The sequence below is a fragment of the Pseudomonas sp. GYB4201 genome, from assembly GCF_056312595.1.
The window spans coordinates 117803-137076 of sequence record NZ_JBWGIG010000009.1 but is presented as its reverse complement, the minus strand read 5'-3'; the positions used below and the strand labels follow the sequence as shown (position 1 = coordinate 137076).

General features: G+C 61.9%; 19 protein-coding genes. 8 read left to right on the top strand and 11 right to left on the bottom strand.

Features of this window, described 5'->3' with window-relative positions:
* Positions 1-164 precede the first annotated feature (164 nt).
* The 4 genes from msrA to AC0Z2B_RS11060 all read right to left on the bottom strand — a co-directional run bounded on the left by msrA (position 165) and on the right by AC0Z2B_RS11060 (position 2628).
* On the bottom strand, positions 165-845 hold the full coding sequence (msrA, locus tag AC0Z2B_RS11075; RefSeq protein WP_476296653.1) for a peptide-methionine (S)-S-oxide reductase MsrA: 681 nt from the start codon (positions 843-845) through the stop codon (positions 165-167).
* A 62-nt stretch (positions 846-907) separates the two neighbouring features.
* Complete coding sequence (locus AC0Z2B_RS11070) at positions 908-1183, bottom strand: pentapeptide MXKDX repeat protein (protein ID WP_416421650.1); 276 nt, start codon at positions 1181-1183, stop codon at positions 908-910.
* A 63-nt stretch (positions 1184-1246) separates the two neighbouring features.
* The gene (locus AC0Z2B_RS11065) at positions 1247-2008 is read right to left on the bottom strand and encodes a molybdopterin-dependent oxidoreductase (RefSeq protein WP_476296651.1); all 762 of its coding nucleotides are present in this window, start codon (positions 2006-2008) and stop codon (positions 1247-1249) included.
* The gene (locus AC0Z2B_RS11060) at positions 2005-2628 is read right to left on the bottom strand and encodes a cytochrome b/b6 domain-containing protein (RefSeq protein WP_476296649.1); all 624 of its coding nucleotides are present in this window, start codon (positions 2626-2628) and stop codon (positions 2005-2007) included. Before AC0Z2B_RS11060 ends, AC0Z2B_RS11065 begins: the two co-directional genes overlap by 4 nt.
* Before the next feature lie 146 nt (positions 2629-2774).
* On the opposite strand from AC0Z2B_RS11060, the gene AC0Z2B_RS11055 reads away from it, so the two are divergent.
* Together AC0Z2B_RS11055 and AC0Z2B_RS11050 are read left to right on the top strand one after the other, a co-directional pair.
* The gene (locus tag AC0Z2B_RS11055) at positions 2775-3503 is read left to right on the top strand and encodes a response regulator transcription factor (protein ID WP_476296647.1); all 729 of its coding nucleotides are present in this window, start codon (positions 2775-2777) and stop codon (positions 3501-3503) included.
* Positions 3500-4960 carry a sensor histidine kinase gene (locus tag AC0Z2B_RS11050; protein WP_476296645.1) on the top strand — a complete coding sequence of 487 codons (1461 nt, stop codon included), beginning with the start codon at positions 3500-3502 and terminating at the stop codon, positions 4958-4960. The genes AC0Z2B_RS11055 and AC0Z2B_RS11050 overlap by 4 nt, the downstream gene beginning before the upstream one ends.
* A gap of 3 nt (positions 4961-4963) precedes the next feature.
* Here the strand turns inward: AC0Z2B_RS11050 and mnmE are convergent, their stop codons facing one another.
* The 5 genes from mnmE to rpmH all read right to left on the bottom strand — a co-directional run bounded on the left by mnmE (position 4964) and on the right by rpmH (position 8894).
* A complete protein-coding gene (gene mnmE, locus AC0Z2B_RS11045) occupies positions 4964-6334 on the bottom strand; it encodes a tRNA uridine-5-carboxymethylaminomethyl(34) synthesis GTPase MnmE (RefSeq protein WP_416421655.1) in 1371 nt (456 codons plus the stop codon).
* 81 nt (positions 6335-6415) lie between these two features.
* Entirely contained in the window at positions 6416-8101 is a 1686-nt protein-coding gene (gene yidC, locus AC0Z2B_RS11040; protein WP_476296643.1) for a membrane protein insertase YidC, read from the bottom strand.
* Positions 8102-8103: 2 nt separating this feature from the next.
* Complete coding sequence (gene yidD, locus AC0Z2B_RS11035) at positions 8104-8349, bottom strand: membrane protein insertion efficiency factor YidD (protein ID WP_416421657.1); 246 nt, start codon at positions 8347-8349, stop codon at positions 8104-8106.
* Positions 8342-8743, bottom strand: a complete 402-nt coding sequence (rnpA, locus tag AC0Z2B_RS11030; RefSeq protein WP_476296641.1) for a ribonuclease P protein component — start codon at positions 8741-8743, stop codon at positions 8342-8344. Before rnpA ends, yidD begins: the two co-directional genes overlap by 8 nt.
* A gap of 16 nt (positions 8744-8759) precedes the next feature.
* Complete coding sequence (gene rpmH, locus AC0Z2B_RS11025) at positions 8760-8894, bottom strand: 50S ribosomal protein L34 (RefSeq protein ID WP_003213577.1); 135 nt, start codon at positions 8892-8894, stop codon at positions 8760-8762.
* A 563-nt stretch (positions 8895-9457) separates the two neighbouring features.
* Between rpmH and dnaA the strand changes: the two genes are divergently transcribed.
* Genes dnaA through gyrB form a run of 4 tightly spaced genes read left to right on the top strand, consistent with a single transcriptional unit; the run spans position 9458 to position 15660 of the window.
* The gene (gene dnaA / locus AC0Z2B_RS11020) at positions 9458-10972 is read left to right on the top strand and encodes a chromosomal replication initiator protein DnaA (RefSeq protein ID WP_416421659.1); all 1515 of its coding nucleotides are present in this window, start codon (positions 9458-9460) and stop codon (positions 10970-10972) included.
* A gap of 40 nt (positions 10973-11012) precedes the next feature.
* Positions 11013-12116, top strand: coding sequence for a DNA polymerase III subunit beta (gene dnaN / locus AC0Z2B_RS11015; RefSeq protein WP_027980937.1), 1104 nt, complete (start codon positions 11013-11015; stop codon positions 12114-12116).
* Between the two features lie 18 nt (positions 12117-12134).
* Positions 12135-13238 (top strand): DNA replication/repair protein RecF, encoded by a 1104-nt coding sequence (gene recF / locus AC0Z2B_RS11010; protein ID WP_476296639.1) that lies wholly within the window; start codon positions 12135-12137, stop codon positions 13236-13238.
* Positions 13239-13242: 4 nt separating this feature from the next.
* Positions 13243-15660, top strand: coding sequence for a DNA topoisomerase (ATP-hydrolyzing) subunit B (gene gyrB / locus AC0Z2B_RS11005; protein WP_416421662.1), 2418 nt, complete (start codon positions 13243-13245; stop codon positions 15658-15660).
* A gap of 85 nt (positions 15661-15745) precedes the next feature.
* Here the strand turns inward: gyrB and AC0Z2B_RS11000 are convergent, their stop codons facing one another.
* Positions 15746-16666 (bottom strand): LysR substrate-binding domain-containing protein, encoded by a 921-nt coding sequence (locus AC0Z2B_RS11000; RefSeq protein WP_476296637.1) that lies wholly within the window; start codon positions 16664-16666, stop codon positions 15746-15748.
* 163 nt (positions 16667-16829) lie between these two features.
* On the opposite strand from AC0Z2B_RS11000, the gene AC0Z2B_RS10995 reads away from it, so the two are divergent.
* Together AC0Z2B_RS10995 and AC0Z2B_RS10990 are read left to right on the top strand one after the other, a co-directional pair.
* Positions 16830-17720, top strand: a complete 891-nt coding sequence (locus tag AC0Z2B_RS10995) for a TauD/TfdA family dioxygenase (RefSeq protein WP_476296635.1) — start codon at positions 16830-16832, stop codon at positions 17718-17720.
* A gap of 2 nt (positions 17721-17722) precedes the next feature.
* On the top strand, positions 17723-18322 hold the full coding sequence (locus AC0Z2B_RS10990) for a LysE family translocator (RefSeq protein ID WP_476296633.1): 600 nt from the start codon (positions 17723-17725) through the stop codon (positions 18320-18322).
* A 4-nt stretch (positions 18323-18326) separates the two neighbouring features.
* On the opposite strand, the gene AC0Z2B_RS10985 is transcribed toward AC0Z2B_RS10990, so the two are convergent.
* The gene (locus AC0Z2B_RS10985; RefSeq protein WP_476296631.1) at positions 18327-19217 is read right to left on the bottom strand and encodes a LysR family transcriptional regulator; all 891 of its coding nucleotides are present in this window, start codon (positions 19215-19217) and stop codon (positions 18327-18329) included.
* Positions 19218-19274 lie beyond the last annotated feature (57 nt).

Genomic DNA, 19274 nt, shown 5'->3' with positions numbered 1-19274 from the left:
CACAGGGCCGGTTGTCACCAGCTTTGAGGCGTGCTTATCACCAGAGCTGAAGCGGGGTTTTCCACAGGGCTTATTTCGGGGTTGTTGATAGATTTGCGTGACCGCCGGGCACAAAAAAGCCGCCCGAAGGCGGCTGGTATTTCATCCACAGGTGGATAACCGGGCTAGCGGCTGACCAGCACCGGGTCTTCGCGGTAGCGATTGGCGAACAGCTTGGCCAGGTTGGCGATTTTTGGCTGGTCGTTGACCATGATGTAGAAGCTGCCAGGGTTCTGCACCAGGTAGTCCTGGTGGTAGGCCTCGGCCGGGAAGAAGCCATTGAGGTTTTCCACCGTGGTGGCCAGCGGTTTGCCAAAGGCGTGGGCCGCATCCAGCTGGGCGATGTAGGCCTGGGCCACCTGACGTTGCTCGGCATCGGCGACAAAGATGGTGGAACGGTACTGGGTGCCGCTGTCCGGGCCCTGGCGGTTGAGCTGGGTCGGGTCGTGGGCTACCGAGAAGTAGATCTGCAGCAGTTGCCCGTAGGTGATCTGCGTGGGGTCATAGGTCACCTTTACCGACTCGGCGTGGCCAGTCTCGCCCGAGCCCACCTCTTCATAGTGGGCGGTACGCGCCAGCCCACCGGCATAGCCGGACACCGCCTGGCTCACCCCTTTCACATGTTCGAATACGCCCTGCACGCCCCAGAAGCAGCCGCCGGCGAATACCGCGGTCTCGCTGTGGACAGTTTTTGTGCTCTCATCGACCTTGGGTGGGTCGATCACCACGGCCGACTCCGCCGCCTGGGCACAGGCGGCTGTGGACAAGATGGCGGCGGCCAGCACGCTACGGAAAATCGCTTTCATCGCAGTCTCCAACGAAGGGGCGCCAGCCGGGGTGTGGATAACCGCGCCGGCGCCCCGTCAGCTCACTGATCCTTGCTCATGGAATCCTTGCTCATCCCGTCCTTGGACATGCTGTCTTTCTTCATTGCATCCTTTTTCATGCTGTCCTTGGTCATGGCATCCTTCTTCATGGTGGTGTCTTTCTTCATGCTGTCCTTGCTCATGGCGTCCTTGGACATCGAGCCGCTGGACATGCTGTCGTTGCTCATGGAACCGCTGCTCATGGTGTCTGCCGCGTAGGCGCCAGCAGTGCCCAGTGCCAGGCACATGGTCAGTACGACTGTGGATATTTTTTTCATGGTAGTGCTCCTTGTCGCGTGGGTTGAAAGCACCGCGGATGCCGTGCTGTGGATAACGAGCCGTCAGCTGCCGCCGAACCAGTTGTAGCCCTGGTCCTCCCAGTAGCCGCCGGGGTAGGTGTTGGTGACGAAGATCGCCTGGATATGCTTGGGGTTCTTGTAGCCAAGCTTGGTGGGCATGCGCAGCTTCATCGGGAAGCCGTACTGGCGCGGCAGGGTCTGGCCGTCGTAGGTCAACGCCAGCAGCGTCTGCGGGTGCAGGGCGGTGGCCATGTCGATGCTGGTGTAATAGTCGTCGGCGCATTTGAAGCCGACAAAGCGGGCGCTGGTGTCGGCGCCTACCCGCTGCAGGAAATCGCTGAAACGCACGCCGCCCCAGCGGCCGATGGCGCTCCAGCCTTCCACGCAGATATGCCGGGTGATCTGGTCGACCTGGGCCATGGCATGCAGCTCCTCAAGGCGCCAGCTGCGCTTGTCCGCCACAAGGCCGGTGACCTCCAGGCGGTAGCTCGCCGCTTCCACGCTGGGGGCTTCGTCCTCGCCGTAGAACGCGTTGAACGGGAATGGCCGGGTGATCATTGCCTCGTCATACACCGGCGCCAGCGCCTTGGGGTCGAACAGCCAGCCCTGGACCCGGTCGTTGAAGCGCGACATACCCGCCAATGCGCTTTCCACGTGCTTGTCGTCGCTGATGTTACAGCCGCTAAGCATGGCTACCCCGCCCAGGGTCAGGCTGCGCACCAGGAATTTGCGCCGGCTGAGGTCATGGATACGCGGCGCCAGCAGCTTGCGGGCTTCATCGAGGATGGACTTATCCACAGTCATGATGCCTTGCCCCCTTTGCCGGTAATCATCAGCAGCAGGGTGCGCGGCACCACGGCTACCATCACCAGGTGCACCGCCACGAAGGCCATCAGCAGGGCCATGGCGATGAAATGCACGCGGCGTGCGGCTTCGTAGCCGCCCAGCAACTCGCGTAGCAGGCCGAACTGCACGGACTTCCACAGCACCAGCCCGGACATTATCAACAGGGCGACATCGACAATCGCGAACAGATAGGCCAGCCGTTGCACCTGGTTGTAGTGGCTGAGGTCATCATGGGCGAGCTTGCCGCGCAGTGCTGTGGATAAATCCCTCAGCACGCCACGGGGCGACAGTGGAAAGAAGCGCGTGAACAAACGGCCGGTGGCAATGTTAAGCATCAGGAACAACACGCCGTTGAGAAACAGCAGCCACATCCCCGCGAAATGCCATTGCAGGGCCCCGCCCAGCCAACCGCCCAGGGTCAGGGCAGCCGGGAAGCTGAAGTCGAAGAACGGCGAGGCGTTGAAGATGCGCCAGCCGCTGGTGACCATGACCAGCACCGCCAGCGCGTTCAACCAATGGGTCAGGCGCAGCCAGCCGGGGTGGCTGGAATAACGCTGCAGGGTTGCTGTGCGGGCCATGGCGGGCTCCAGGTAGCAAAGGTGATGGGAGCCATTGTTGGTGGCGCCCGGTCGCCAAGTCCTCACGCAGAGTTAAATTAAATGTGATAACTGCGGCGCGGTTTTTTCGCCACAATGAGCTATCAGCTGCCTGGGGATAACTGCATATGGAACGGCCAAAACGCGTGCTCATCGTCGAGGACGACGCCCACATCGCCGATTTGCTGCGCCTGCACCTGCGCGACGAAGGCTACGTGGTGGAACACGCCGCCGACGGCAACCTGGGGGTGCGCATGCTTGAGGAGGGCCAGTGGGATGCCCTGGTGCTCGACCTGATGCTGCCGGGCATCGACGGCCTGGAAATCTGCAAGCGCGCCCGGGCCATGGCGCGCTACACGCCGATCATCATCACCAGCGCGCGGTCCAGCGAGATGCACCGCATCCTTGGTTTGGAACTGGGCGCCGACGACTACCTGGCCAAGCCGTTCTCGATGCTCGAACTGGTGGCGCGGGTGCGTGCCCTGCTGCGCCGCACCGATGCCATGGCGCGCAACGCACGGCTGGAATCGGGCCTGTTGATAACTCATGGCTTGAGCATCGACCCGGTAGCCCGGGAAATCAGCCTCGACGGCAAGGCCCTGGGCCTGACGCCACGGGAGTTCGACCTGCTGTATTTCTTCGCTCGCCACCCCGACCAGGTGTTTTCGCGCATGGACCTGCTCAACGAGGTGTGGGGTTATCAACATGATGGCTATGAACACACGGTAAATACCCACATCAACCGCCTGCGCACCAAGATCGAGGAAGACCCGGCAGCCCCGCGGCGCATCCTCACGGTGTGGGGGCGCGGCTACAAGTTCGCCGCCATGCCGGCGGCTGCGGAGGCCACCTCGTGAAGTTCCTGTCCCTCAGCCAGCGCCTGTCGCTGGTATTCGCTGCACTGCTGCTGGCGTGCAGCGGCGTGGCCATCTGGCTGCAGATCAGCGCCAGCACGCGGCATGAGCAGGAAGTGGTGCAGCGCCTGTCCAGCGGCCTGGCGGCGCACATCGCCGGCACCGCGCAGCTCATGGATGCCAGCGGCTGGCGCCCGGAGGCGGTGCATGAGCTGTTCGACAAGCTGATGGCGGTGAACCCCTCGGTCGAACTGTACTTGCTGTCCAGGGACGGCAGAATCGTCGGCAACGGCGCCCCGGACGATAACCTCAAGCGCAAGACCGTGGATCTTGGCCCTGTGCATAAGTTTCTGGAGGGGGCGGCGCTGCCTGTGCTGGGCCAGGACCCGCGCAACCTGGCTGTGGATAAAGTATTCAGCGCCGCACCGGTGCAGGTGGGTGGCCGCGACGGTGGGTATGTGTACGTGGTGCTGCAGGGCGAAGCGCACGATGCCCTGGCTGCCGCACTCGCCCGGGACTCAACGTTGCGCGTGGCCCTGTGGACAATGTGTTTCATGGTAGTGCTGAGCCTGATCATGGGCCTGGTGGCGTTCCGGCTCATCACGCGGCCGTTGAAAGCACTGACGCAGACTGTGCGTGAGTTCGACGCCAACGGCCACAAAGCTGCGGCCCTCACCGCCCAGCCTGTGGATAAAGGTGACGAGATTGGCGTGCTCAGCGCAGCGTTCGCCCAGATGGGCCAGCGCATCGCCGAGCAATGGCAGGAATTGACCCGCCAGGACCAGCAGCGCCGCGACCTGGTGGCCAACATTTCCCATGACCTGCGCACCCCCCTGACCTCGTTGCACGGGTATTTGGAAACATTGCGAATCAAAGATGAGAGCCTCAGCGCCGACGAGCGCCGCCATTACCTGGACGTGGCACTGGGGCAAAGCCGCAAGGTGGGACGGCTGGCGCAGGAGTTGTTCGAGCTGGCGCGGCTGGAGTCAGGGCTGGTTCATCCACAGGCAGAGACCTTTGCCCTGCCCGACCTGGTGCAGGATGTGTTGCAGAAGTTCGAACTGGCGGCCGAGGCGCGCCAGCAACGCCTGGAAGTGGACATGCCCCAGGCCCTGCCGGCAGTGAATGCCGACCTGGGGATGATCGAACGGGTGCTGACCAACCTGCTGGACAACGCCATCCGCCACAACCCACCCGGCACACGGATTATCGTGCGTCTGTTGGGCCAGGCGGCGGAAGTCCAGGTGGCGATCATCGACACCGGTAAGGGCATCGCCCCTGAATTGCGTGCCGGGCTGTTCACCCGCGCCTCGGCCATGTCGCGCAGCTCGCCGGAAAGCGGCGGGCTGGGGCTGATTATCGTCAAGCGCATGCTGCAGCTGCATGGCAGTGATATCCAGCTGGGCGCGGGCACGCCCAGTGGCACGGTGATGAGCTTTCAGTTATCCACAGCGCAGTGACGGTTACTTCCCGATACAAAAACTCGAGAAGATCCGGCCCAGCAGGTCGTCGGAGCTGAAGGCACCGGTGATCTCACCCAGGGAATGCTGGGCCTGGCGCAAATCCTCGGCCAGCAGTTCACCGGCGCCCGCCAGGGTCAGCTGGCTACGGCCGTGCTCCAGGGCCTGGCTGGCGTGGCGCAGGGCGTCCAGGTGCCGGCGGCGGGCGCTGAAGCTGCTTTCGGCGGTCTGTTCATACCCCATGCACGCCTTCAGGTGCTCGCGCAGCAGGTCCAGGCCCTGGCCTTCGTCCTTGGCGCTGAGGCTGATGGTCACGTGGCCATCGGCGCTTTGCTGCATATCCACAGCCTCACCGGTGAGGTCAGCCTTGTTGCGAATCAGCGTGACCTTGGCCATGTCCGGGCGGGTTTCGAGAAATTCCGGCCACAACGCGAACGGGTCATTGGCTTCGGGGGCGCTGGCGTCCACCACCAGCAGCACGCGGTCAGCCTCGCCGATGGCCTTGAGCGCCCGTTCCACGCCAATCTTTTCCACCTGGTCGTCGGTGTCACGCAGGCCTGCGGTGTCCACCACGTGCAACGGCATGCCGTCGATGTGGATATGTTCGCGCAAGATATCCCGGGTGGTGCCGGCGATGTCGGTGACGATGGCCGCTTCGCGGCCTGCCAGCAGGTTCAGCAGGCTGGACTTGCCAGCGTTCGGGCGGCCAGCGATGACCACCGTCATGCCGTCGCGCAGCAATGCGCCCTGCCCCGCTTCGCGCATCACTGTGGACAAGTTGTCGCGCACGTCGTCGAGCATGCTCAGCACATGACCATCGGCGAGGAAGTCGATTTCCTCCTCCGGGAAATCGATGGCCGCCTCCACGTAGATACGCAGGGCGATGAGTTTCTCGGTGAGGTTGTCCACACGGCGGGAAAACGCACCCTGCAGGGAGCGCACGGCGTTGCGCGCGGCCTGGGCAGAGCTGGCCTCGATCAGGTCGGCGATGGCTTCGGCCTGGGCCAGGTCGAGCTTGTCGTTGAGGAACGCCCGCTCACTGAACTCCCCCGGCCGCGCCAGGCGGCAACCCAGCTCCAGGCAGCGCTGCAACAGCATGTCCAGCACCACCGGGCCGCCGTGGCCCTGCAGTTCCAACACGTCTTCGCCGGTGAACGAGTTGGGGCCCGGGAAATACAGCGCCAGGCCTTCATCGATCACCTCGCCGTCGGCGGTGCGCATGGGCCCGTAGTGGGCGTGGCGCGGGGTCAGCTGGCGGCCGGCGATGGCTTGCGCCGCGGCGCTGGCCAGTGGCCCGGAAATGCGCACGATACCCACGCCGCCGCGGCCCTGGGCGGTGGCGATGGCGGCAATGGTTTCACGGGGAGTGTTCATGGGGCAGGCCTCAATAAATCGACAGATAGCAAAACGCCCCACGAATGGGGCGTTTATCCACAGGTTAGATGATCAACCTGTTCAGGCGGCAGCTTTCTTGCTTTTCGCCTCGATACCACGAGTGATGTACCACTGTTGCAGGATCGACAGGGTGTTGTTGGTCACCCAGTACATCACCAGACCTGCAGGGAACCACAGGAAGAAGAAGGTGAAGACGATCGGCATCAGCTTCATCACCTTGGCCTGCATCGGATCCGGCGGCGTCGGGTTCAGGCGCTGCTGGATGAACATGGTCGCGCCCATGATGATCGGCAGGATGAAGAACGGGTCCTTGATCGACAGGTCGGTGATCCACAGCAGCCAAGGCGCCTGGCGCATCTCGACGCTTTCCAGCAGTACCCAGTACAGCGACAGGAAGACCGGCATCTGCACCACGATCGGCAGGCAGCCACCCAGCGGGTTGATCTTCTCTTTCTTGTACAGCTCCATCATGGCCTGGGACAGTTTCTGACGGTCATCGCCGAACTGTTCCTTCAGCTGGGCCAGGCGCGGGGCCACGGCACGCATGCGCGCCATCGACTTGTAGCTGGCAGCCGACAGCGGGAAGAACAGCAGCTTGATCATCAGGGTCAGGACGATGATCGAGAAGCCCCAGTTACCCAGCAGCATGTGGATATGTTTCAGCAGCCAGAAGATTGGCTGGGCAATGAACCACAGGATGCCGTAGTCGACGGTCAGTTCCAGGCCAGGCGCCAGCTCTTTCAGCTTGTCCTGGATCTTGGGACCTGCGTACAGCACGGCGCTGGTTTCCACCTTGGCGCCAGGTGCGGCGGTCAGGGTCGGGCCAGTGAAGCCGATGATGTAGTTGCCCGCGCTGTCCTTGCGGGTCGACATGGCGTTGTTGTCCGAATGGTTCGGAATCCACGCCGTGACGAAGTAGTGCTGCAGCCAGGCTACCCAACCACCCTGAACGGTTTCCTTCAGGTAGCCCTTGTCGATATCTTTCATCGATATCTTCTTGTAGGGCTCGGCCGGAGTACCCAGGGCGGCGCCCAGGTAGGTCGCGGTGCCGGTGGCGGTGCTCGACGATGGGTCGGCGCTGTTGTCACGCTTGAGTTGTGCGAACAGGTTGCCCGACCACGGCGTGGTGCCCTGGTTGTCGATCAGGTAGCTGACCTTCAGGTCGTACTCGCCACGGTCCAGGGTGAAGCGCTTGATGTAGTTGACGCCATTGGACGAGAACTTCAGGTCCACGACCAGTTCGTTCTGGCCGTCAGCCAGTTGGTAGCTCTTCTGTTCGGTGCTGTACAGCGGGCGACCGGTGGAACGCGAGTCCGGGCCGTCGGTGCCGACCAGGCCGCTCTGGGCCAGGTAGGTGCGCTCGCCGCCGTTGTCGAACAGCTGGAACGGCACGTCAGGATGGTCCTGGCGGCGCGGGTATTCCGGCAAGGTCAACTGGGCGATGTCGCCCCCGTTTGGATCGATAGCCAGATCCAGGACATCGGTCTTGATGCGGATCAGGTTCTTGCTGCCGGCATCCGGGGCCAGGGTTGGCGCGGGCGCGTTGGCAGAAGGGGCGCTGGGTACGTCGGCACTCGCTTGAGCATTGTTAGCCAACGGGGCTTCGGGCAAATCCGATGCGCCAGTGCTGGTAGCAACATTCTGAGTCGGCAAGGCAGCCTGACCATAGTCCTGGTTCCATTTCAGGACCATGGAGTAGGACACGACTGCCAGGGCGGCGATCAGGATCGTGCGTTTAATATCCATGATTACTCGGCTATCGAAGAATTACGGGGAGATGGGGCTGGCGGAACCGGGTCAAGACCACCGGCGTGCCAGGGGTGGCAACGACCCAGACGACGTAGGGTCAGCCAGCTGCCGCGTAGGAGTCCATGGATTTCGATGGCTTCCAGCGCGTAGCAGGAACAACTGGGGTAGAAACGACAGTGATTGCCCATCAAAGGGCTGATGGCATAGCGGTAAAACTGGATCGGAACGATGGCCAGTTTACGCATCTTGACTGTCTACCCCTTCAGTTTCGGTCTTCACTGCTGGGGCGGGCCGACTGCGGGCTAGTCGCTTCCAGAGCTTGCCAAAATGCTGGTGCAGTTCCGGGTTTTCGACGTCACCCAAACCTTTCCGCGCGACGATGACGATATCCCAGCCAACCAGGAGCTCCTGGTGCAGGCGGAACGAGTCGCGCATCAAGCGTTTGAGTCGGTTGCGCTGAACGGAGAGCTTGACGCTCTTTTTCCCGATCACTAACCCCAGACGAGGGTGATCGAGCTCGTTTTCGCGCGCAAGGAGCAGCAGGTTTTTCCCTGGAACCTTGCCGGTTGGGGAGTCAAAGACCGCTTTGAAGTGTCGGGCTGTCAGAAGACGCTTTTCCCGACTGTAGTCCTGACTCACCCCCAGTGCCGAGTGATCAAACTGCCAGACGCGCACGGCCTTTGGCACGGCGACGCGACAGAACGGCACGGCCGTTTTTGGTGGCCATGCGAGCACGGAAGCCGTGGGTGCGGGCGCGTTTGATGGTGCTGGGTTGGAAAGTACGTTTCATGGCGTGTTACCTGGTTCGTCCACAACGGGCCGGAATGGTCCCCGTTTTAAGAGACCGGCGATTCTAGTGAAAGCAAGGCCTCAGGTCAATTTCCAACCAGCTTTTCCTTTACATAGGCATGACCGTCGGTCTGACTGGCAAAACCCGCGGTAAACATAAAAATAAGAAGGAGCGTATTTAAAGCTTTTTTGAAGAGCTTATAGAACTTAGGCACGCACCTTTCTGTGGATAACACCCTGCAGGCCTTTGTTTACGTAGCATACAGGGAATGGTAACCCTGTCGAGAAGCGGTGCTGCGGCTGTGCTGTGACCTCGGAAAAGCTGTGCATGAAAGGCGTACTTATACACAGGCGAGTTATGCACAGTTTTCGACCCCCACTTGTGCAGAAAGCTCAGTGGTGGTTATCCACAGAGTTTATTCACAGCCCGGCAAAACTATTTTTCTTCGTGCACGTGCTGATTTGCCTCTATGTACACCCCACCTACATGTGGATAAGTGTGCTCGGCGCCGGTACAATGGGGATCGTTTTTTGCCTCTCCGGCTTTCAACTCAGGGGATATCCGTGTCAGTGGAACTTTGGCAGCAGTGCGTGGAGCTTCTGCGCGATGAACTGCCTGCCCAGCAATTCAACACCTGGATCCGTCCGCTACAGGTCGAAGCCGAAGGCGACGAGTTGCGTGTGTATGCGCCCAATCGCTTTGTGCTGGACTGGGTCAATGAAAAGTACCTGGGACGCCTGCTTGAACTCCTGGGCGAGCACGGCAGCGGAATCGCGCCGGCGCTCTCCTTATTAATAGGCAGCCGTCGCAGCTCGGCGCCTCGTGCCGCCCCCAACGCACCGTTGGCCGCCGCCGTGGCTGCCTCGCAGGCGGCGCAGCAGCAACCCGCGCCCGTCGCCGCTCCGGTTCAGGAACCTGCAGTTGCGCCCGCCGCCGTGGCCAGCGTCAGCGAAGAGCCTTCGCGTGACAGCTTCGACTCCATGGCCGGCGCCGCTTCGCAGCAGGCACCCGTGCGCGCGGAACAGCGCAACGTCCAGGTAGAAGGTGCGCTCAAGCACACCAGCTACCTGAACCGCACGTTCACGTTCGAGAACTTCGTCGAAGGTAAATCCAACCAGCTGGCCCGTGCGGCCGCCTGGCAGGTTGCCGACAACCCCAAGCATGGCTACAACCCGCTCTTCCTTTATGGGGGCGTAGGTTTGGGTAAGACTCACTTGATGCACGCCGTGGGTAACCACCTGCTCAAGAAGAACCCCAATGCCAAGGTTGTGTACCTGCACTCCGAGCGTTTCGTCGCCGACATGGTCAAGGCCCTGCAGCTGAACGCGATCAACGAGTTCAAGCGCTTCTACCGGTCGGTGGACGCGCTGCTCATCGATGACATTCAGTTCTTTGCCCGCAAGGAGCGTTCCCAGGAAGAGTTCTTCCACACCTTCAACGCCCTTCTTGAAGGCGGCCAGCAGGTGATCCTCACCAGCGACCGCTACCCGAAGGAAATCGAAGGCCTGGAAGAGCGTCTCAAGTCCCGCTTCGGCTGGGGCCTGACGGTGGCCGTCGAGCCGCCGGAACTGGAAACCCGTGTCGCCATTCTGATGAAGAAGGCAGACCAGGCCAAAGTCGAGCTGCCGCACGACGCGGCGTTCTTCATTGCCCAGCGTATTCGTTCCAACGTGCGTGAGCTGGAAGGTGCGCTCAAGCGCGTCATCGCCCACTCGCACTTCATGGGGCGTGACATCACCATCGAGCTGATTCGCGAATCGCTCAAGGACTTGCTGGCGCTGCAGGACAAGTTGGTGAGTGTGGATAACATCCAGCGCACCGTGGCCGAGTACTACAAGATCAAGATTTCCGATCTGCTGTCCAAGCGCCGCTCGCGTTCGGTGGCCCGCCCGCGTCAGGTAGCCATGGCCCTGTCCAAGGAACTGACCAACCACAGCCTGCCGGAAATCGGCGATGTGTTTGGCGGCCGCGACCACACCACCGTGTTGCACGCCTGCCGCAAGATCAACGAACTCAAGGAATCCGACGCGGATATCCGCGAGGACTACAAGAACCTGCTGCGGACGCTGACTACTTGATGAACGTCAGCGCAGCTTATTAAAGGCAAGGGACTAGACCATGCATTTCACCATTCAACGCGAAGCCCTGTTGAAACCCCTGCAACTGGTCGCGGGCGTCGTCGAGCGCCGCCAGACCTTGCCGGTATTGTCCAACGTACTGCTAGTGGTCGAAGGCCAGCAGCTGTCGCTTACCGGTACCGACCTTGAAGTCGAACTGGTTGGCCGCGTGCAACTGGAAGAGCCTGCCGAGCAGGGCGAAATCACCGTGCCTGCGCGCAAGCTGATGGACATCTGCAAGAGCTTGCCCAACGACGCGCTCATCGACATCAAGGTCGACGAGCAGAAGCTGGTGGTCAAGGCCGGTCGCAGCCGTTTCACCCTGTCGACCCTGCCGGCCAACGACTTCCCGACTGTTGAAGAAGGCCCGGGCTCGCTGACCTGCAGCCTGGAGCAGAGCCGCCTGCGCCGCCTGATCGAGCGCACCAGCTTCGCCATGGCCCAGCAGGACGTGCGCTACTACCTCAACGGCATGCTGCTGGAAGTGTCCAACGGCCTGATGCGCGCCGTGGCCACCGACGGCCACCGTCTGGCCATGTGCTCGATGAAAGCCGACATCACCCATGACGGCCGCCACCAGGTCATCGTGCCGCGCAAGGGTATCCTTGAGCTGGCGCGCCTGCTGACCGAGCCGGATGGCACCGTCAGCATCGTCCTGGGCCAGCACCACATCCGTGCTACCACCGGCGAGTTCACCTTCACCTCCAAGCTGGTCGACGGCAAGTTCCCGGACTACGAGCGCGTGCTGCCAAAAGGCGGTGACAAGCTGGTGCTGGGCGACCGCCAGGCCCTGCGCGAAGCGTTCAGCCGTACCGCGATCCTGTCCAACGAGAAGTACCGCGGCATCCGTCTGCAACTGGCCGCCGGCCAGCTGAAGATTCAGGCCAACAACCCTGAGCAGGAAGAAGCGGAAGAAGAAGTGGGCGTGGACTACAACGGTGGTTCGCTGGAAATCGGCTTCAACGTCAGCTACCTGCTGGACGTGCTGGGCGTGATGACCACTGAGCAAGTGCGTCTGATCCTGTCCGACTCCAACAGCAGTGCGCTGGTACAGGAATCGGACAACGATGACTCCGCGTACGTCGTCATGCCGATGCGCCTGTAACTTGCCCAGCAGACTCTAATGTCCCTCAGTCGTGTCTCTGTCACCGCGGTGCGCAACCTGCACCCGGTGACCTTCTCCCCCTCCCCCCGCATCAACATCCTGTACGGCACCAATGGCAGTGGCAAGACCAGCGTGCTGGAGGCCATCCACCTGCTGGGGCTGGCGCGTTCGTTCCGAAGTACCCGGCTGTTGCCCGTCATCCAGTACGAGCAAGGCGCGTGCACGGTGTTCGGCCAGGTCGAATTGAACGAAGGCGGCCACGCCGCGTTGGGTGTCTCGCGGGAGCGGCAAGGCGATTTCACCATCCGGATCGACGGGCAGAACGCCCGCAGTGCGGCGCAGCTGGCGGAAATCCTGCCGTTGCAGCTGATCAACCCGGACAGTTTTCGCCTGTTGGAAGGGGCTCCAAAAATACGCCGGCAGTTCCTGGACTGGGGTGTGTTCCACGTGGAACCGCGCTTCATGGCCACCTGGCAAAGACTGCAGAAGGCCCTGAAGCAAAGAAACTCATGGCTGCGGCATGGTACACTGGACGCTGCTTCGCAAGCTGCATGGGACCGGGAGTTATGCCTGGCCAGTGCTGAAATTGATGAATACCGCCGGGCCTATATCAAGGCATTGAAGCCGGTGTTTGAGCAGACCCTCAGTGAGCTCGTCGAGCTGGAAGGTTTGACCCTCAGTTACTACCGCGGCTGGGATAAGGAGCGGGACCTCTCCGAGGTGCTCGGTACTTCCCTGCTTCGTGACCAACAGATGGGCCACACCCAGGCTGGACCGCAACGCGCTGATTTGCGCTTGCGACTGGGCGCCCACAACGCTGCGGATATCCTTTCCCGTGGCCAGCAGAAGCTGGTGGTGTGCGCGTTGCGTATTGCCCAGGGGCATCTCGTCAGCCAGGCACGCCGCGGTCAATGTATTTATCTTGTGGACGACTTGCCGTCAGAACTCGACGAGCAACACCGCCGCGCGCTTTGCCGCTTGCTTGAAGAATTACGCTGCCAGGTGTTCATCACCTGTGTAGACCACGAATTATTGAGGGAAGGCTGGCAGACGGAAACGCCAGTCGCTTTGTTCCACGTGGAACAGGGCCGTATCACCCAGACCCACGACCATCGGGAGTGAAGGCATGAGCGAAAATCAAACGTACGATTCCTCCAGCATTAAAGTGCTGAAAGGGCTGGATGCCGTACGCAAACGTCCCGGTATGTACATTGGCGACACCGATGATGGTAGCGGTCTGCACCACATGGTGTTCGAGGTCGTCGACAACTCCATCGACGAAGCCTTGGCCGGCCACTGCGACGACATCACCGTCATTATCCATCCTGACGAATCCATCACCGTCCGTGACAACGGTCGCGGCATCCCGGTTGATGTGCACAAAGAAGAAGGCGTATCGGCAGCCGAGGTCATCATGACCGTGCTGCACGCCGGCGGTAAGTTCGACGACAACTCGTACAAGGTTTCCGGCGGCCTGCACGGTGTAGGTGTGTCCGTGGTGAACGCCCTTTCCGAGACGCTGGTGCTGACCGTGCGCCGCAGCGGCAAGATCTGGGAACAGACCTACGTGCATGGCGTGCCACAGGCACCGATGAAGATCGTGGGCGACAGTGAAACCACCGGTACCCAGATCCACTTCAAGCCTTCGGCTGAAACCTTCAAGAACATCCACTTCAGCTGGGACATCCTGGCCAAGCGTATTCGCGAACTGTCGTTCCTGAACTCGGGCGTGGGCATCTACCTGAAGGACGAGCGTTCGGGCAAGGACGAAACCTTCAAGTACGAAGGCGGCCTGCGTGCGTTCGTTGAATACCTGAACACCAACAAGACCCCGGTCAACCAGGTGTTCCACTTCAACGTGCAGCGTGAAGACGGCGTGGGCGTGGAAATCGCCCTGCAGTGGAACGACAGCTTCAACGAGAACCTGTTGTGCTTCACCAACAACATCCCCCAGCGCGACGGCGGCACTCACCTGGTGGGCTTCCGTTCGGCGCTGACGCGTAACCTGAACAACTACATCGAACAGGAAGGCCTGGCCAAGAAGAACAAGGTAGCCACCACCGGCGACGACGCCCGTGAAGGTTTGACCGCGATCATCTCGGTGAAGGTGCCTGATCCGAAGTTCAGCTCGCAGACCAAGGACAAGCTGGTTTCTTCCGAAGTGAAGACCGCGGTCGAGCAGGAGATGGGCAAGTACTTCTCCGACTTCCTGCTGGAAAACCCCAACGAGGCCAAGGCCGTCGTCGGCAAGATGATCGACGCTGCCCGTGCCCGTGAAGCTGCGCGCAAAGCCCGTGAGATGACCCGCCGCAAAGGCGCGCTGGATATCGCCGGCCTGCCAGGCAAGCTGGCTGACTGCCAGGAGAAGGATCCTGCCCTCTCCGAACTGTACCTGGTGGAGGGTGACTCCGCAGGTGGCTCGGCCAAGCAAGGTCGCAACCGTCGTACCCAGGCGATCCTGCCGCTGAAGGGCAAGATCCTCAACGTCGAGAAAGCTCGTTTCGACAAGATGATCTCGTCCCAGGAAGTGGGCACGCTGATCACCGCGCTGGGCTGCGGCATCGGCCGCGAAGAGTACAACATCGACAAGCTGCGTTATCACAACATCATCATCATGACCGATGCTGACGTCGACGGTTCGCACATCCGTACGCTGCTGTTGACGTTCTTCTTCCGCCAGCTGCCCGAGCTGATCGAGCGTGGCTACATCTACATCGCCCAGCCGCCGCTGTACAAGGTCAAGAAGGGCAAGCAGGAGCAGTACATCAAGGACGACGAGGCCATGGAAGAGTACATGACCCAGTCGGCCCTTGAAGACGCCAGCCTGCACCTGAACGACTCGGCACCGGGTATCTCGGGCGCGGCGCTGGAGCGCCTGGTCAACGATTTCCGCATGGTGATGAAGACCCTCAAGCGCCTGTCGCGCCTGTACCCGCAAGAGCTCACCGAGCACTTCGTGTACCTGCCGGCGGTGTCGCTGGAAGACCTGTCGGACCACGCTGGCATGCAAGCCTGGCTGGCCAAGTTCGACGCGCGCCTGCGCACCAGCGAGAAGTCGGGCCTGGTCTACAAGGCCAGCCTGCGCGAAGACCGCGAACGCAACGTGTGGCTGCCGGAAGTGGAAATCACCTCCCACGGCCTGGCGAGCTACATCACCTTCAACCGCGACTTCTTCGGCAGCAACGACTACCGCACCGTCACCGCACTGGGCGCGCAACTGGCGACCTTGCTGGACGAAGGTGCCTACGTGCAGCGTGGCGAACGCAAGAAGCCGGTGGTGGAGTTCAAGGAAGCCCTCGAGTGGCTGATGACCGAGAGCACCAAGCGCCACACCATCCAGCGCTACAAAGGGCTGGGTGAGATGAACCCGGACCAGCTGTGGGAAACCACCATGGACCCAACCGTGCGCCGCATGCTCAAGGTGACCATCGAAGACGCGATCGCTGCCGATCAGATCTTCAACACCCTGATGGGCGATGCGGTCGAGCCGCGTCGCGAGTTCATCGAGAACAACGCCTTGGCGGTCTCGAACCTGGACTTCTGATTCTGGTGCAATAAAAAACCCGGCCATCGTGCCGGGTTTTTTATTGCCTGTAGCCGCTGCCGCAGGCTGCGGCTACAGAGTGGGATCAGTCGAGCATGAGGATGTTCGAAGTGTTGATCGCCGGCACGTTCGCCAACAAATAATCCCGCACCCGTTCCAGCAGGTAATGCTCCGGATTACGCTGCGACCAGATCAGGTAATAGCTGTCCCCCGTCTTCACCGCAGTGGGTATAGGCAGCACCAGCGAACCATCCTTCAACTGTGGCCCCACCAGCGCCAGGTCGCCGATCGATACCCCGTGCCCGCCCGCGGCGGCGGTCATGCCCAGTTCCAGGGTGTCGAAGCGCTTGCCTTCGTTCCAGTCCACGGCATCGCCCTGCCCCTGCCGTTCCAGCCAGCGGCGCCAGTCGCGGCAGTCGCGCGAGGGGTGGATGAGTTCGGCCATGCCCAAGTGCTCGATGTTCCAGGGGCCCTTGCGGTACACCGAGGGCGCACACACCGGCACCAGCCACTCATCGAACAGCTTGATGAAGTTCCAGTCCTTGGGGAAGTCGCCGTTGCTCAGCAGCACGGCGCAGTCGAACGGCTCGTTGCGGAAGTCCACGGTGTCCAGGTCCATCCAGGCGCTGGTGAGCTGCACCCGGTCGGCCACGTTGTCGGCCTGGAAGCTTTCCAACGTGCTCATCAGCCAGCGCATGGTGATGGTGGAGGGGGCCTTCACCCGCAAGGTGCCCTTGGGGCGGCGGGCGGTGGCGCAGGCGTTCTCGATGGCGTTGAAGCTGCGCTCCAGCTCGTGGGCCAGCAGCCGGCCGGTGTCGGTCAGCGCCAGCTTGGGCCCCTTGCGTTCGAACAGCGGGGAACCCAGGTGGTCCTCGAGGGTTTTCACGTGGCGGCTCACCGCACTCTGGGTAATGCACAGGTTTTGTGCCGCAACGGTGAACGATCCATAGCGCGCCGCGACTTCAAAGGCTCGCAGGGCATACAGCGGGGGTAGCCGCGAAGTCATGACACTTTCCTTAACCATGATTTTTGCTCATGCAACCCGGACACTTTATCCGTTTTTCAAGGCCATGGCCGCCCCCCTACTCTGATCGGCTCCAAGGGATGCCCCACCCACTTCAGGAGAAAGGAGGTGACCTGGACTGCCAATGGATCAAGAGAACGAAGTCATGCCAAATACCAACATTGATGAGCTGCTGGCCGCGAGCATAACCAGTGGGGGATTGAGTCAGGAACAGATCGCGCAAATCCTCAACTTCAGGGTTTTCGGCAACCAGGCCGGTTACCTGCACCTGCAAGACCTGCCCATCGGCCAGATTCCGGCCACCCCAACCAGCCGCGATGCGTTGGCCAAGCCCGACGATGCCAGCGAACAGTGCCTGCTGCAAGCCACATCACTGCTGGGCCAGGCGATTGGTTACCCGCAGGAATCCAAGGGCGCCATCATCAACAACTTCTTTCCCCACCAGGCGCATTCCAAGGCTGCCAGCTCCGACAGCTACGACACCGAGCTCGACCTGCACACCGAGAACGCCTTCCACCCCGTGCAGCCCGATTACCTGCTGCTGTTGTGCCTGCGCCAGGACCCGCTGGGCGAGGCGATTACCTATGTCACGTCCATCGACAACATGCTGGCGCACCTCACCCATGAAGAGACCGCCTTCTTCCTGGACGAGCCCTACAACTTCCTGTCCGACTACAGCGCCACCGAGAAGAACTGCCGCATCGACATCGGCAAGCACCAGACGATTTTCTACGGTGACCCCAACGCCCCCTACTTCCGCTTCGACCCGCAGTTCATGGTGGCGCGCAGCGAGCAGGCCCAGGCCCAGTTGCAGCACCTGCACAACATTGCCTGGGAAGTGAAGCAGCCGGTCAAGCTGGCCACCGGCGACCTGCTGATCATCGACAACCGCAAGACCGCCCACGCGCGCAGCCCCTTCACCGCCCTGCTCGACGGCAGCGACCGCTGGATTCAGCGCACCTTCGCTATCACCGGGCAACACCACTACACCGAGATGCTGGGCACCAACCAGCGTGTCTTCGACCTGGTAATCTGACTATGAGCACCACCTACCTCTCCTTTGCCCTAGCCGTGCTGCTGTTGATTGCCTCGCCCGGCCCCATTGTCGCCATGGTCATCGCCGATGCGCGACGCGCCTGGCCGGCGTGGACCATCGCCGGCGGCGTGGTGTCGGCGCAAGTGCTGCTGGTGTGCGCGCTGGTGGCGATCTACACCACCCTGCACATCAACGCCGCGGTGCTGAACTGGGGGCAGATCCTGGGCGGCGTGTACCTGGCGTGGTTGGGTGGCAATGCGCTGGTCAGCAGCTCGTCGGAGTCGGTGCAATGCTCCGGCAAGGCCTACGGCTTCTGGAAGACCATGGGCGTGGGCCTGTCCAACCCCAAGGACATCCTGTTCTTCCTGGCCTTCCTGCCGGGCTTCATTTCGCCCCACGAGCCCTTCACCGTGCAGGCGGCAGCGCTGATCCTGATCTGGGCAGCCATCGACGTCTCCATCCTGATTGCCTACAGCCTGCTGTCACGGCGCCTGGACCGCTACCGCCGGGTGCGCCGCCTGCTCGATTGCGCCCCAGGCATCGTCCTGTTGGGGTTGGGCCTGCTGTCGTTCTCGCTGGGCGTCTACCGGGTGTTCCAGTAAGCCTTCACCCGCGGTTGAGCAGCTGTGCCTGCTCGGCCGCGCACAACTGCAGCAGGTAGTCCCACACCACCCGCAGCCGCACTGACTTGTGCAGCTCGCGGCGGGTGCTCATCCAGTAGCTGCGCTGGATGGTCTCCGCCGGCACCACCCGCACCAGCGCCTGGTCCTCCTCGGCCATGTACATGGGCAGCACCGCCACGCCCAGGCCCGCCCTCGCCGCCTGTTGCTGGGCAATCACGCTGGTGCTGCGGAACACCACGTTGGGGGCGCGGCAGAAGCTGTTGAGGAACAGCAGTTCCTGGCTGAACAGCAGGTCGTCCACATAGCCGATCCAGTCATGGCCGGCGAGGTCTTCGCGGTTCACCAGCACGGGGGCCCGCTGCAGGTAGGCGGGGCTGGCGTACAGCGCCAGGCGGTAATCGGTGAGCTTGCGGGTTATCAACAGGTCGGCCGAGGGCCGGTCCAGGTGAATGCTGATCTCCGCCTCGCGGTTGAGGATGCTGACGAAGCGCGGCACCGCCACCAGTTCCACTTCCAGCCCCGGGTAGCGTTCGAACAGGCCGCCCAGGCGCGGGGTAAGGAACATGATGCCGATGCCTTCGGTCACCCCCAGGCGGATCTTGCCCAGCGGCATCATCGGCTGGGTCATCTCCTCCTGGGCCAGCAGCGCGACATTTTCCATGGCCTCGGCATGCTTGAGCAGCGCCTGGCCGGCGGGCGTCAGCTCATAGCCTTGGGCGTGCTGCACGAACAGCGCGTTGCCCAGGCTCTGCTCGATGGCTTCGATGTGCCGTGCCACCGTGCTGTGGGTGGTGTTCAAGCGCTTGGCGGCGGTCAGCAGGCGGCCGCTGCGGTGCAATTCGAGAAAAAACCGCAGGTCGTTCCAATCGAACATGGGTATTCATCCGTTGCTCAAAAACGCACAGCCGGTGGGTGAAATTTCGCGTTTTCA

Excerpts from the sequence above, each read along its gene's own strand:
- msrA (WP_476296653.1), bottom strand. The coding sequence starts at position 845 with ATGAAAGCGATTTTCCGTAGCGTGCTGGCCGCCGCCATCTTGTCCACA.
- AC0Z2B_RS11070 (WP_416421650.1), bottom strand. The coding sequence starts at position 1,183 with ATGAAAAAAATATCCACAGTCGTACTGACCATGTGCCTGGCACTGGGC.
- AC0Z2B_RS11065 (WP_476296651.1), bottom strand. The coding sequence starts at position 2,008 with ATGACTGTGGATAAGTCCATCCTCGATGAAGCCCGCAAGCTGCTGGCG.
- AC0Z2B_RS11060 (WP_476296649.1), bottom strand. The coding sequence starts at position 2,628 with ATGGCCCGCACAGCAACCCTGCAGCGTTATTCCAGCCACCCCGGCTGG.
- AC0Z2B_RS11055 (WP_476296647.1), top strand. The coding sequence starts at position 2,775 with ATGGAACGGCCAAAACGCGTGCTCATCGTCGAGGACGACGCCCACATC.
- mnmE (WP_416421655.1), bottom strand. The coding sequence starts at position 6,334 with ATGAACACTCCCCGTGAAACCATTGCCGCCATCGCCACCGCCCAGGGC.
- yidC (WP_476296643.1), bottom strand. The coding sequence starts at position 8,101 with ATGGATATTAAACGCACGATCCTGATCGCCGCCCTGGCAGTCGTGTCC.
- yidD (WP_416421657.1), bottom strand. The coding sequence starts at position 8,349 with ATGCGTAAACTGGCCATCGTTCCGATCCAGTTTTACCGCTATGCCATC.
- rpmH (WP_003213577.1), bottom strand. The coding sequence starts at position 8,894 with ATGAAACGTACTTTCCAACCCAGCACCATCAAACGCGCCCGCACCCAC.
- dnaN (WP_027980937.1), top strand. The coding sequence starts at position 11,013 with ATGCATTTCACCATTCAACGCGAAGCCCTGTTGAAACCCCTGCAACTG.
- recF (WP_476296639.1), top strand. The coding sequence starts at position 12,135 with ATGTCCCTCAGTCGTGTCTCTGTCACCGCGGTGCGCAACCTGCACCCG.
- gyrB (WP_416421662.1), top strand. The coding sequence starts at position 13,243 with ATGAGCGAAAATCAAACGTACGATTCCTCCAGCATTAAAGTGCTGAAA.
- AC0Z2B_RS11000 (WP_476296637.1), bottom strand. The coding sequence starts at position 16,666 with ATGACTTCGCGGCTACCCCCGCTGTATGCCCTGCGAGCCTTTGAAGTC.
- AC0Z2B_RS10995 (WP_476296635.1), top strand. The coding sequence starts at position 16,830 with ATGCCAAATACCAACATTGATGAGCTGCTGGCCGCGAGCATAACCAGT.
- AC0Z2B_RS10990 (WP_476296633.1), top strand. The coding sequence starts at position 17,723 with ATGAGCACCACCTACCTCTCCTTTGCCCTAGCCGTGCTGCTGTTGATT.
- AC0Z2B_RS10985 (WP_476296631.1), bottom strand. The coding sequence starts at position 19,217 with ATGTTCGATTGGAACGACCTGCGGTTTTTTCTCGAATTGCACCGCAGC.